The sequence below is a fragment of the Melittangium boletus DSM 14713 genome (assembly GCF_002305855.1).
GTDB classification, from domain to species: domain Bacteria; phylum Myxococcota; class Myxococcia; order Myxococcales; family Myxococcaceae; genus Cystobacter; species Cystobacter boletus.
The window spans coordinates 5,116,615-5,128,458 of record NZ_CP022163.1; the positions used below are offsets into that span (position 1 = coordinate 5,116,615).

The window sequence follows — 11,844 nt, forward strand, 5'->3', positions numbered from 1 at the left end:
TCCCGTTGCCCCTGGTGACAGCTGTCACCAGGGGGTGGGGGCCCTCAGCCCAGCACCTTCATGGTGCCCCGGGTGACGCCGAACTGCTCGTGCACCGCCGCGCGCCGCACCGCCTCGGCCGGGGTGCAGCGGCCCGCGAGCAGTTCCTGGTAGGCGGCGAGCACGCGCGCGGCCTCCTCGCGTGACTCGCGCACGAACTCCACGCGGAAGCGCCGCACGCCCCGCTCGAGCAGCCGGGGCACCAGCGAGGCCGCGCTCTGCGCCTGGGCGTTGAACACCGTGTTGCGGCAGCCCACGTCCACGATGACGGGGTGCTCCAGCCCGATGCGATCCCTCAAGGACACCTGGTGCTTCTCGCACGGCCGGCCGCAGCTCTTGTAGTCACGCCCGTTGGACAGCGTGTGCGAGTAGACGCAGTGCTCCGTGTGGTACGTGGAGATGTGGTGGTGGAGCGCCACGGTGAAGCGGTGCGCCGGGGCCTCGGCGAGCAGCGAGAAGAGCTGCGCCTCGTCCAGGTCGTGCGAGAAGGTGAGCGTGTCCAGGCCCAGGCCGAGCAGGTGCGCCGCCGTGAGCGAGTTGGTGACGTTGAGCGAGAAGTCCCCGTGCAGCACCGGGCGGGGTCCGCTCGTGGGCCGCTCGAGGAAGTGCATCATCGCGCCCCAGTGGCGCACGAGCACCGCGTCGGGCCGCAGCTTGTCCAGGCGCGTGTCGTAGCCCTCCTCGCCGGGCTTCTGCACGCGCAGGGTGGCGATCGTCACGCGCAGCCCGGCCGCCCGCGCCCGCTCCACCGCGCGCTGCAGGCCCACCAACTCCATCCAGTCCAGCTCCACCTCGCGCAGGCCCGCGGCGATCACCGCGTCCAGTTGCTCGTCGTTGCGGCACAGGGGCAGCAGGCGGGGCGCCGCCTCGAGGGGGGCCTCGGGCACGCGCGCGAGGAGCGCGGCGCGCACGGACGCGAGCACCGGCTCGTTCGTCACGGTGCGCCGGGGGCCGCGCTCCAGTTGGGGGATGAGTCCGGCCACGACGTCGCGCCGCAGCGCCTTGAGCTCGGACACGGGCAGGTGCAGGCCCGGAGGCAGCGCCGAGACGTCCAGGTTCGCGAGCGTGAAGGGCGTACCACCACAGGCACCCAGCTTGTCGCGCAGGAGCGCTTCGTCCAGGCCCTTGCCCTTGGAGACGGTGAGTGGGGTGGGGCTCTCGGCCGAGGCCTCGTGTCCCCAGGCACTCGCGTGCACCCGCAGCGGAGTGCCCTCGGCGCCGGAGACCTTCAACGTGAGGGGGACGCGGCCCTCGGGCTCTCCCTGGGCCAGCAGCGCCTCCGTGCGGCGGACAAGCGCCGGATCGCTGTTGAGCCAGACGCGCTGGCCGGGCGCGACCCGTCCCAGGTCCGGTCCTGGATGGCCGAAGCCCAGCACCCAGCCCGAGCCACGTCGCTCGACCCGGAAGATGGGGCCGCCCGGCTCATGCTTGTCCTCGGGGGCGCTCGCGTCGAACACCACGCCCATGCCCGGACGCGGTTCCACGGAGGCGGGCGTGGGCTCGCCCTGGAGCGGCGCGGACACCTGGCCGTGGGGGCCCTCCGGACGCTCCTCGCCGAGGCCAAGCGCTCCCGTCCACGGACGCTCCTCGGGAGTGACGAGCACTTCCTTGCCGGACACGGAGCGCACGCGGCCCAGGTAGAGGCCCCGGTGCTTGGGAAAGCGGCCCTCCACGAGTGTCTGGTGGTCCGAGCCCCCGAGGAATCCGTTCGACACGCCGCGGCTGTAGGTGAGGGACATGTCGGCCAGGTCCCTCGCGAGCTGCGCCTCGTCCGGCTTTCCCGCGACGACGCCATCCACCCACCTTTTATATCCCTGCACGGTGGTGGTGACGTACTGAGGGCCCTTGAGGCGGCCCTCGATCTTCAGGCTGTGGACGCCGATGTCCACCAGCTCGGGCACGGCGCGCACGCCCGCCAGGTCCTTGGGGCTGAGCAGGTAGCGCACGTCGCCGAGGTCGCGCGTCTGCCCATCCACCACCAGGTCATACGGCAGGCGGCAGGACTGGGCGCACTGGCCCCGGTTGGCCGAGCGTCCGCCCCACGCCTCGCTGGTGAGGCACTGGCCGCTCCAGGACATGCAGAGCGCGCCGTGGATGAAGACCTCCAGCTCCATGTCCGACTGGCTGGCCAGCCGGCGGATCTCCGGGGTGGACAGCTCCCGGGGGACGACCACCCGGGTGACGCCCAGGGCCTTGGCGAAGCGGATGCCCTCGGCGCTGGAGACGGTCATCTGCGTGGAGGCGTGCAGCTCCAATTGGGGGCACACGGCGCGCGCGAGCAGGGTGATGGCGGGATCCTGGACGATGAGCGCGTCCACGCCGGCCCGGGCGATGCTCCGCAGCAGCTTCTCCACGCCGGGCAGCTCGGGCTCGAAGATGAGCGTGTTGAGCGTGAGGTAGGCGCGCGCCCCGGCGCGGTGCACCAACGCCATCGTCTCCGCGAGCGTGTCGACGGAGAAGTTGTTGGCGCGGGCACGGGCGTTGAAGCCCTCGTCGAGCCCGAAATAGACGGCGTCCGCGCCGCTGGCGAGCGCGGCGCGCAGGGACTCGAGGTCGCCCGCGGGGGCGAGGATTTCAGGACGGCGGGGAGGCATGGGGCCTCCATAACACGCGAGCCGCGCCGGGTCCGCCCCGCCCGCCTGGAGGGCCGGGGAGCGGACAGCGCTGTCCGGGCTACTCCTCCCCGGCGAGCACCTGCTCGTACTCGGCCTCCAGGGCGGTGTGGAGGGACCAGAACGAGGGAGGCACCTCGCCGTGGAGCCGGTCCTCCAGCAGCGCGAGGTGGGTATGCCAGCCGCCCGCGACACTGATGCGCTCCTGGCGCGCGCCGAGCCGCCGGTGGGTGAGCACGAGCAGCACGTCCTCGCCCCGGGGGCTCAGGTCGAAGGTGACCTCGGAGGCGTCGGGTGCCTCGCCCCAGGTGTAGGCCAGCACGTAGGGCGGCTCGTAGCGGGTGATGCGGCCGGTGAAGGCATGGCCATCCTTCATGTGCTGGTAGCGCTCCGGAACCGGTTCGATCGTCGGGCTGAGGTCGGCGTGGCGGAAGACGTGCTCGATGCGCCCGCCGACCCGGGGCTCCATCGCTCCGGTCGCCAACCACAGGCCGCGCTTCTCCGAGTCCGTGAGATAGCTCCAGATCCGCTCGACGGGACCGGGCAGTAGCCGCTCGAAGCGGACCGTGCCGGGCGCGGGGAAGGCTCCAGGGGCGCCGCGTGTCCGGGCACGGCGCATCAGGACTCCGTCGCGAAGTGGGGATTGAACAGGATCTCCCAGAGATGGCCGTCCGGATCCGTGACGAACCCGCCGTAGCCCCAGTCCCGCTCTTGCGCGGGTCCGGGGACCGTGCCGCCGGCGACGCTCGCCGCCTGGAGCAGTGCGTCGACCTGGCTCCGGTCGGCGGTGAAGAAGCTCAGGATGCACCCCACGGTTCCCTTCGGGGCATCCGTCCGGCCGGCGAGCTTCGTGAACGTCGTGAAATCCGAGCGCAGGGTGAGCACGAGGTAGAGGCCGCCGGGCAGGACCAGGGGGGCGTGGTCGGCGTCCTCGGGCACGTTGTCGGCCGGAAGGCCGAGTCCATCGCGATAGAAGGCGAGGGAGCGCTTCAGGTCATCGACGGGCAGCGTGACACAGTGGATTCGGGTCGGACGGGGGCTCATGCGCTAGCCCTGCACGAGCTGGAGGAGATTGCCGCACGTGTCATCGAGCATGGCGACCGTGGGCCCGCCGGGAATGGCGGTGGGCTCGCGCCGGAACACCACGCCCAGGGCCTTGAGCCGCGTGAACTCGCTCGCGACGTCCTCGACGAAGAACGCGGTGATGGGAATGCCGCCCGTGTAGAGCTCCTTCTGATACGTCGCGGCGAACGCATGGGCCGTGGGCTCGAGCACCACCTCGGCGCCGTCGGGCTCCGAGGGCGAGACGACGGTCAGCCACCGGTAGGGCCCCATGGGGATGTCGTGCTTCTTCAGGAAGCCGAGCTTCTCCGTGTAGAAGGCCAGCGCCTTGGATTGATCATCGACCAGCACACTCACCAGCTTGATCTTCATCGCCTCTTCTTCCTTTCGGTGTTCGTGGGAGTCGCCGCGTCCTCGGCCCGGAGCAGGGCCTCGAGCGTGTCGAGCCGTCCGGCCCAGAAGCGCTCATAGAAGCGCAGCCATTCATTGGCCTCGGCCAATGGGGTGGGGTTGAGCCCACACACGTGCGTGCGTCCCCGGACCTTCCGGCGCACGAGCCTCGCCCGCTCGAGCGTCTTGACGTGCTTGGAGGCCGCCGCCAGCGACATCGCGAAGGGCTCCGCGAGCTCGCCGACGGTGTGCTCCCGCGCGCTCAGGCGACGCAACATCGCCCGCCGCGTCGGGTCGGACAGGGCATGAAACACCTCGTCCAGGGCACTGGAGTCATGCTCAACCATACGGTTGAGGATAGAGCCTCGCCCGTGACTGTCAACCCTTGGGTTGAATCAGACGCTAGACTCGCGCCATGACCTCTCGCTCCCAACTTCATTTCCTGGGTGTGACAGCGGCGCTGCTGGCCGCTCGGCTGTCCCTCGCCGAGACGCCCAAGCCTTCCGTGTCCGGCACTTCCACACAGGCGCCCGCCACGGAAGCGACGCGTTGTACCAAGGGCCTGCGCGTCCGGGTCAAGCCTCCGGAGTTGAAGACGAAAGTGCGCGCCGCCCGGTCGTCGGAGGACTTGAAGGCGTTGCTCGCGCCGCTGGGTATCACCACCGAGTGGATGCGGAACCCCTGCACGCAAGCCCCGTCGGTGGTGCTCGACGTCTTCCAGGCGCGCATCGTGTCGGCGGACACGCGGGACTTCGTGCTCCAGGCGCGGGGAATGGTCTGCGGAGACACGCGCCTGCTCGACGGGGTGGTGCTTCACCCGCTCGAGGAGCCCGACACCTTCTGCGCCATCGACATGCCCTTCCTGCCGGGAATGCCGGACGCCTACCAGGTGCGCACCACCTTTGGCTTCGAGAACCTGACCGACCCGGTGCGTCAGGTCTTCCGGGTCGAGTCCAAGACCTCGGACTCGCGCAACGAGACCGAGTCGCTGGAGTACTGGGAAGCCCACGACGGGGAGTTGCACCTGCTCTTCATCATCCCGACGAAAAACGAGCACATGGGCTTCGTGAACAGCGTGTCCTCGGCGAAGGTCACCGTGGGAGGCAGCGGCTTTCCACGGGAACTGCTCATCGAGGAGTCGGTCCGGGATTGTGGCCGCTTCATCGATCTGCCCTCGGGAGAGCGTGCGCTGACGCATGGCTGCACCGAGGCCACCAACGAGGCGCGCTGGTGCTTCCAACGCGCACCGTCGGGCGGCGCGGGCGGGTATCGGGTGTGCCCGCCGTCGCCCTGATGCGTCCGCCTCTTCTGGCGCCCTGTCCGAGTTTTAACAGTAATACGTGTAAATCAAGATGGCGGCTGTTAGGGTCGGTGCCTCATTCACGGAGATGCCCGCCGGTGCGGGCGGAGGAGACACCTTCATGCGGAATCAACGATTGGTGAATGGAGTGGGTCGGAGCACGCTCGCGGCGGCCGGGTTGATGGCGATCGCGGCGCTGCTGCATCCGGCGGGGGCGTCGGCGGAAGGCAGCTCGCCTTGCCCCTGGGCGAACACGCTCTGCCTGTTCGAGGGAGAGAACTTCACGGGCGCGGTCTTCAATGTGCGGGCGCTCAATCCCAGCACGGGCACCTGCGTCAACCTGCCGGAGCATGGCTGGGAAGGACGGGCCCATTCGGCCATCAACACGAACAGCGACGTCGCGTCCATGTTCCTGAACGAGGACTGCATCGGGGGGCCGGCGCCCATCCACGGCCATGAGTCGCTGAGTTCCCTGGGGTTCACGCCCAAGAGCGTCTGGGTCTACTGACCCGAGGGGAACGCCGGCCCTCGCCCCCAAGTGAGGCGACGGGCCGGTGGACGTCACACGGGATGGTGCTCGCGCACGAAGGCCTCCAGCCGATCGAAGGCGGCGGTGAGGACTTCCTCCTGGGGCAAGAACACCACGCGGAAGTGCTGGGTCCCTTCCTTCTGTCCGAAGCCACTGCCGTGCACGAACAGCACTCCCGTCTCGCGCAGCAGGGACAGCACGAAGGCCTCGTCCGAGACCACGCCGGGCAGCCGCAGGCGCGGCATGGCGTAGAAGGCCGAGGCGGGCTCCTGCATGGACAGGCCCGGAATGGCGTTGATCCGCCGCACCGTCAAATCCCGGCGCACGCGCAGCCGCGCCATCATCTCCTGGATGTGCTCCTGGGGGCCATCCAGCGCGGGCGCGATGGCGTACTGCTGGGGCCCGGGTGAGCACAGCCGCGCGTCCGCCAGCCGGAGCACCGCCGCGCGCAACTCCGGCATCAGGTGCGCGTTGTTGAAGACGAGCCACCCCACGCGCCAGCCGCAGGCGAGGTACGCCTTGGTCAGGCCATTGAAGGTGATGATGGGCACGTCCGTGGCGAGCGCCGCGGTGGGCACGTGGGCCTTGTCGTAGATGAGCTTTTCGTAGATTTCATCCGACAGGATGACCAGGCCCCGCCGCCGGGCGATCTCCACCAACCCCTCCAGCACCTCGCGGCTCAGCACGGCGCCCGTGGGGTTGTTGGGGTTGCACAGCAGGATGGCGCGCGTGTCGGGCGTGCACAGCCGGTCGATCTCCTCCAGGTCCAACGACCAGCCTCGATCCTCGTCGAGCGTGTAGGGCACGCCCACGGTGTTGAGCTTGGCCATCAGCGCGCCATAGAGCGGATAGCCAGGGCAGGGCAGCAGCACGCGCTCGCCGGGCTCCAGGAGCGCCGTGAGCGCCAGCTCCAGGGCCTCGCTCGCACCGGAGGTGACCACCACGTCCTCGGGGCTGACGTTGGGAATCCCCTTCTCCGTGCACTCGCGGGCGATGGCCTCGCGCGCCGTCAGGATGCCCGCCGAGGGGGCGTAGCCGTTGTGTCCGTCCCGCAGCGCCCGGCTCACCGCCTCGATGAGGTGCGGCGGGGTCTGGAAGTCGAACTTCAACGGATCCCCGATGTTGAGGTAGAGGATGCGCCGGCCCTGGGTCTCCAGGCGGTGCGCTTCGGCCACGACATTGCGGATGGCGTAGCGGACGTTTTCGATGTGACGGGCGGGGCGGACCAAGTGGGAGACCTCGGGTGGATTGGGCGCGTTGTAACACCCCGCGTCGAGCCGTGCTCCCCACAGTGGGGGGCTTCACTGGAAGAGCGGGTTCTTGTTGAACCAACGATGGGGGGGACTGGGCATCACCGCGATGTTCGAGGTGGGCTGCCGAACGGCGAACCGCTCCTGTCTTGGACGGAGTCTCCGCGGATTCTCAAGCGCGCCAACCGCTTCCATCCAGGCGCCATTTCCATGGCTTCGCGCTCCTGAAGGACCTTCTTGGTTAAGCTCCGCGCTGATGCGTCGAGCGCCTTCTGGTGCTCGGCGGCATAGCTGAGGGGGGAGCGCGGATGAAGAACCATGCGGAGAAGCCGTTGACCCGGAGTGGAGTGGAGGGCCTCGGAGCGGGGCTCCTGGCGAAAACCCGCGAGCCGATCTTTCCGGTGGAGCGGTTGGTGAGTGACGTGGCCCTTGAGGCGCTGTGCGCGGTCGCGGCGCGAGGGTCGGAGGCCTCCTTCGTGTCGAAGCTGACCAAGGTCTTTGGCGCGGACGTTCCGGCGGTGGCCTGTCGGGCGCTGCGCGAGGCACTTCTGGGCAGGACCTTGGTCGCGCCGGAGATCGAGGTCGTGACCTCGGGTCTGGGGGGGCACGAGGCCGGCTACGACAACGCACGGCGGACCATCCTCGTGGACCGGCGGTTGTTGTCCGAGGCGGAGCGGGACAAGTCCAGGGCGGCGGTTCTGCTCATCGCGCTCGTCGAGGAGTTCGGCCATCACGTGGACAACCTGCTGCGCACCGAATACTCGGACCAGGGGGGCGATGGACCACGTGACGAAGGAGCCGAGTTCGCGCACGCGCTGTTCTTCTCCTGGCAGGCGGCGCCGCCCTCCGGTCCATTCGCCACCTTCGTGCGCGCGGGCCGGGTCCAACGGCTGAGTACGGATTCAACTTCCTTCAAGAAGGCGCTCCAGCGGCATACGGGAGAGCAGGAGCGGGCGAGTGACGAGAAGGCGGGCCCGATCCAGTTCTTCGGTGCCGGACGTGGACACGGAAAGCTGGGGCAATCCTTCGGTCACGAGTCCATCGAGGACGCGCTGAAGCAAGCTTTCCCACACCCCAAACTCCGACGTCAGATATACTTTGGAAATTGGCTCCGGGATCACTCGCAAGCCATCGATCCGGCGCTGGTCCGTCCCGCCACGAGCAGCAACATCGCCGAGGGGTTTACCAGAATCGCATTGACCCGAGTCTTGGATGTCATGGCACGTGAAGAATTCGGGAACGATGACATGTACAGGCTGACTCCGGAAAAGCTCGGAGTGTATCGAGCCGAGGAGCACATCGACAACCCTCATGGTATTGAAGACCATTCCCGGGATGACAAGGACTTTCGCAAGAAGTGGACGGAAGCGGAGGTCTCCATCGACCCGGAAACGGGCTTGCTCAACTACATCGCCAACCGCAAGGGGGTTTGGGTTACCTCCTCGGCTTACGTCGAGAAGGAACTGCGTGCCGCCGCCGCCCTTGGCATGACGCCGGAAGGAATGCGTCTTCTGGGAAACGCGCTTCACACCCTCGAGGACCTATACTCCCATAGCAACTTCGCGGAGTTGCTGCTCCTTAAACTGGGACACACCCAAGTCTATCCCTGGGCTCACCGGAAAGTCCAGACTCCCACCGTAAGGTACCCCCTGGTCACGGGCAAGTTTGGATCGAACGATATCCAGGTCAGCTTGGCCTATGTCCTCAATGAGAATCTGACGGCCACCAAGGAGTACGTGCCGGGCAAGCGCTCTGCTTCCGCGGAGATTCTGCTGATCCTCCTCAAGGACCTTCCTCCTGAGTATCTTGACCAGAAGCAGGTAAAGAGGCTCGAGATGGTCATGAACATCCAAGAGGGATTATCGAAGAAATACCCTCAAGTGGGTAGGGTACTCGATGACCTCTCCAAGTTGATGTCCGCGTTGCCGAACTCGATTCTCTCGGCCCAAGCCATGAAACACGCAACGAACGTGACAAAATCCCAAGAGGAGTTCTTGAAGAACCCTTCCTTCCTTCATCCCACGCATAGCCAGCTCTCCAAGGACCATGATGATCATCCATTGCATCTCTTGAGCGCCACACTGGCGATGAAGGTAGTGCGCGAGGTGGGTGGACTTATGGCCGAGGTCTGGAACGGGCAGCGCCGTGTGGAAGAGGTTGTCAGGAATGCGCTCAAGTACTTCGTTCACCCAGAAGACATCCAGAACACGGCCACCGACCGCCGGGCTTGGGTATTCGAATTGGCCCGACAATGGGCGAGGATGAACCCCGCGAAGCTTCAACTCCTTGAGAAGGGGGCCATCATCGATCGGCAATTCACGAAAGCCAAACGGGCTGAGGCCTGTATTCGCTCGCGAAGTGACGAGTTTGGCGCTCCCGATGTCTTGCTGGCGCGAGTGCGTGATACATTGCAAGGAGTTCAGGGGCTGGCATGAGTTTTCATGAGAAAAACCTCTTCTGGGTAGCCCTCTTGATGAGTGTGGGCGGCCTTTCCTGTAGCCGGGAAAAGCAGCAGGAGGCCGCTAGCTCCTGCAACCTGCTGGTTCAGGGTGCGAGCATTCAATTCAATGGGCATGTGCTTCCTTTGCCGGGTGAGTTGGTTGAGTGGGAAAAGGTTTTTGGCAAGCATACGCGCAAGTTTTCATCATCCGCCGACGCCTACATCTGGGACGAAAAGGGAATCTACGTCCTGGCGCAGTTGTCTTCCCCTACGCTTGACAGCTTCGCCGTCATGCTGAATTCGAGGAGCAGCACCGGCCCCTTGCGCGAAGCTCCCGAGTACTGGCCTCGAACTACTTTCAAGGGCCGGTTGTGCGTGGATGGGAGTGTCATCACTCCCGACTCCCGGATCGCGGAGGTGAACCGGACCAAGCAAGGGCCGCCGTTCTCAAGGGGATACCTCGATAGCATCTACAGCTATGACCTCGACGCACATCCTTTGGATGTTTATGTGCGAATCGATCTGACCGATGCTGGAACGCCCGAATCCTTCACGATGGATTTTTCCGATTTGGTAACCGTTCACCGCCCCGGCTCGGTTGAGGAGGAGGCAGGAAGGAGGTAACGGGAGAAGTAGTGCTGGACGAGGGGACGGGAGACGTGGTGTAGCAGAGACATGGCGGAAGTGGATTCCCGAGCCGCGCGGATTGCGGAACTGGAAGCGATGGTGGCCGCGCGAGACGCGCGGATAGCGGAGTTGATGGCGAAGGTGGAAGCACTCACTGCGCGTGTGGCGGAGTTGGAGGCGCGCCTGAGCCAGAACTCGAGTAACTCCTCCAAGCCGCCTTCCTCGGACGGCCCTGGAGCCCGGCGCCAGCCGAAGAAGCCAACGGGCCGAAGTCCTGGGGGCCAGCCCGGACACAAGAAGCATGAGCGCGAGCTGCTGCCGCCCGAAGAGGTGCGGCACGTCGTCGAGTTGGTGCCCAAGGAGTGCAAGGACTGTGGGCGTCGGCTGGAGGGAAGAGACGTGGAGCCGCGCCGCCATCAGGTGGTGGAGGTGCCGCCGCTGTCGGCCGTTGTCACGGAGTATCGCAGCCATGCGCTGGAATGCGGCGCGTGCGGCACGGTGACACGAGAGGAAGTGCCCGGGTACGCCAGCAGTGCCTTCGGAGATAGGTTGGGCGCGCTCGCCAGTCTGCTGGTGGGCAAGTACCGGCTGTCCAAACGACTGGTGAAGGACGCGCTGTCGGACATGGTGGGGGTGCGGCTGTCAGTGGGCAGTGTGGTGAATCTGGAAGGGCAAATGGCCGAGGCGCTCGCCCCGGCGGTGCGCGAGGCTGGCGAGTACGTGAAGGCCGCCGACAGGGTGCACGCGGACGAGACGGGGTGGGTGGAGGGGCGGCGGGAAGGCCGAGGCCAACGTGCCTGGCTGTGGCTGGTGGCCACGGCGTTGGTGGCTGTCTTTCACATCGCTCGGAGTCGCGGGGCCAAGGTAGCGCGTGCGCTGCTGGGAGAAGACTTCGCGGGCATCCTGGGCAGTGACAGGTGGAGCGCGTACGCATGGTATGACCCGGGCCTGAGGCAGTTGTGCTGGGCCCACCTGCTGCGCGACTTCCAGGGCTTCATCGAGCGGGGCGGCGAGGGAGGGCCGCTTGGCGAGGCGTTGATGCGGCAAGTCGAGCGCTTCTTCACCTGGTACCACTGGGTGCGCGATGGCACGCTGGCACGGGAGGACTTCGAGAAGAGGATGCCCGAGGTGGAGCGCGAAGTGGGCCGACTGCTGCGCCGGGCCGCGGTGTGCGCGCAGAAGAAAACAGCCGGCATGGCACGGGAAATCCTCCGGTGGGAGAAGTGCCTGTGGACATTTGTCGACATACCGGAGGTGGAGCCGACAAACAACTTCGCCGAGAGGTGCCTGCGTCACGCGGTCATGTACAGGAAGACATCCTTTGGCACGCAAGGCCCCGAAGGCAGCCTCTTCGTGGAACGAATCCTCACGACCGTTACCACCCTCAAGTTGCAACGGCGAGGCGTGCTGGACTTCCTGACGGACACCCTCCACGCACATCGACGGGGCCTTTCGACTCCCTCGTTGTTGCCCCTTCATGCCTCGGTCCAACTCTCGGCCTCAGCCTGAGTCGGTGAACGGTTACCCGATTTGAAGTCCGGGCGGACCAATGAATGAATGAAACCGAGCGATGTCGCGTAGCGCGTGTAGTAATA

General features: G+C 66.6%; 11 protein-coding genes. 5 read left to right on the top strand and 6 right to left on the bottom strand.

The genetic code is table 11. From position 1 onward, the window contains the following. Positions 1-44: 44 nt before the first annotated feature. From MEBOL_RS21580 to MEBOL_RS21600, 5 genes are all read right to left on the bottom strand, one after another. Positions 45-2,633: a U32 family peptidase gene (locus MEBOL_RS21580; protein WP_095979220.1), complete on the bottom strand. Its 2,589-nt coding sequence runs from the start codon at positions 2,631-2,633 to the stop codon at positions 45-47. Positions 2,634-2,712: 79 nt separating this feature from the next. Continuing rightward, positions 2,713-3,270, bottom strand: coding sequence for an SRPBCC family protein (locus MEBOL_RS21585; RefSeq protein WP_095979221.1), 558 nt, complete (start codon positions 3,268-3,270; stop codon positions 2,713-2,715). Further along, positions 3,270-3,695: a VOC family protein gene (locus tag MEBOL_RS21590; protein ID WP_095979222.1), complete on the bottom strand. Its 426-nt coding sequence runs from the start codon at positions 3,693-3,695 to the stop codon at positions 3,270-3,272. Before MEBOL_RS21590 ends, MEBOL_RS21585 begins: the two co-directional genes overlap by 1 nt. Positions 3,696-3,698: 3 nt before the next feature. Beyond that, positions 3,699-4,085: a VOC family protein gene (locus tag MEBOL_RS21595; protein WP_095979223.1), complete on the bottom strand. Its 387-nt coding sequence runs from the start codon at positions 4,083-4,085 to the stop codon at positions 3,699-3,701. Continuing rightward, a complete protein-coding gene (locus MEBOL_RS21600; protein WP_095979224.1) occupies positions 4,082-4,450 on the bottom strand; it encodes an ArsR/SmtB family transcription factor in 369 nt (122 codons plus the stop codon). Before MEBOL_RS21600 ends, MEBOL_RS21595 begins: the two co-directional genes overlap by 4 nt. A 68-nt stretch (positions 4,451-4,518) precedes the next feature. Here MEBOL_RS21600 and MEBOL_RS21605 point away from each other — a divergent pair, with 68 nt between their 5' ends. Both MEBOL_RS21605 and MEBOL_RS21610 read left to right on the top strand, forming a co-directional pair. Next, a complete protein-coding gene (locus tag MEBOL_RS21605) occupies positions 4,519-5,397 on the top strand; it encodes a hypothetical protein (RefSeq protein ID WP_095979225.1) in 879 nt (292 codons plus the stop codon). A 127-nt stretch (positions 5,398-5,524) separates the two neighbouring features. After that, entirely contained in the window at positions 5,525-5,911 is a 387-nt protein-coding gene (locus tag MEBOL_RS21610) for a peptidase inhibitor family I36 protein (protein ID WP_157775342.1), read from the top strand. A gap of 53 nt (positions 5,912-5,964) precedes the next feature. Here MEBOL_RS21610 and MEBOL_RS21615 read toward each other — a convergent pair whose 3' ends face one another. Next, positions 5,965-7,161, bottom strand: a complete 1,197-nt coding sequence (locus MEBOL_RS21615) for an aminotransferase class I/II-fold pyridoxal phosphate-dependent enzyme (protein ID WP_095979227.1) — start codon at positions 7,159-7,161, stop codon at positions 5,965-5,967. A 329-nt stretch (positions 7,162-7,490) separates the two neighbouring features. Here MEBOL_RS21615 and MEBOL_RS21620 point away from each other — a divergent pair, with 329 nt between their 5' ends. Genes MEBOL_RS21620 through tnpC form a run of 3 tightly spaced genes read left to right on the top strand, consistent with a single transcriptional unit; the run spans position 7,491 to position 11,758 of the window. Next, positions 7,491-9,617, top strand: coding sequence for an HET-C-related protein (locus tag MEBOL_RS21620; protein WP_095979228.1), 2,127 nt, complete (start codon positions 7,491-7,493; stop codon positions 9,615-9,617). Further along, complete coding sequence (locus MEBOL_RS21625) at positions 9,614-10,246, top strand: DUF7738 domain-containing protein (protein WP_095979229.1); 633 nt, start codon at positions 9,614-9,616, stop codon at positions 10,244-10,246. Before MEBOL_RS21620 ends, MEBOL_RS21625 begins: the two co-directional genes overlap by 4 nt. A gap of 51 nt (positions 10,247-10,297) precedes the next feature. Beyond that, positions 10,298-11,758 carry an IS66 family transposase gene (gene tnpC, locus MEBOL_RS21630; protein ID WP_095977180.1) on the top strand — a complete coding sequence of 487 codons (1,461 nt, stop codon included), beginning with the start codon at positions 10,298-10,300 and terminating at the stop codon, positions 11,756-11,758. The last annotated feature ends 86 nt before the right edge of the window (positions 11,759-11,844 follow it).

Bases quoted from the DNA above. Each gene is read 5' to 3' on its own strand.
- MEBOL_RS21585 (WP_095979221.1), bottom strand. From the start codon at position 3,270: ATGCGCCGTGCCCGGACACGCGGCGCCCCTGGAGCCTTCCCCGCGCCC.
- MEBOL_RS21620 (WP_095979228.1), top strand. From the start codon at position 7,491: ATGAAGAACCATGCGGAGAAGCCGTTGACCCGGAGTGGAGTGGAGGGC.
- MEBOL_RS21600 (WP_095979224.1), bottom strand. From the start codon at position 4,450: ATGGTTGAGCATGACTCCAGTGCCCTGGACGAGGTGTTTCATGCCCTG.
- MEBOL_RS21610 (WP_157775342.1), top strand. From the start codon at position 5,525: ATGCGGAATCAACGATTGGTGAATGGAGTGGGTCGGAGCACGCTCGCG.
- MEBOL_RS21595 (WP_095979223.1), bottom strand. From the start codon at position 4,085: ATGAAGATCAAGCTGGTGAGTGTGCTGGTCGATGATCAATCCAAGGCG.
- MEBOL_RS21580 (WP_095979220.1), bottom strand. From the start codon at position 2,633: ATGCCTCCCCGCCGTCCTGAAATCCTCGCCCCCGCGGGCGACCTCGAG.
- MEBOL_RS21605 (WP_095979225.1), top strand. From the start codon at position 4,519: ATGACCTCTCGCTCCCAACTTCATTTCCTGGGTGTGACAGCGGCGCTG.
- tnpC (WP_095977180.1), top strand. From the start codon at position 10,298: ATGGCGGAAGTGGATTCCCGAGCCGCGCGGATTGCGGAACTGGAAGCG.
- MEBOL_RS21590 (WP_095979222.1), bottom strand. From the start codon at position 3,695: ATGAGCCCCCGTCCGACCCGAATCCACTGTGTCACGCTGCCCGTCGAT.
- MEBOL_RS21625 (WP_095979229.1), top strand. From the start codon at position 9,614: ATGAGTTTTCATGAGAAAAACCTCTTCTGGGTAGCCCTCTTGATGAGT.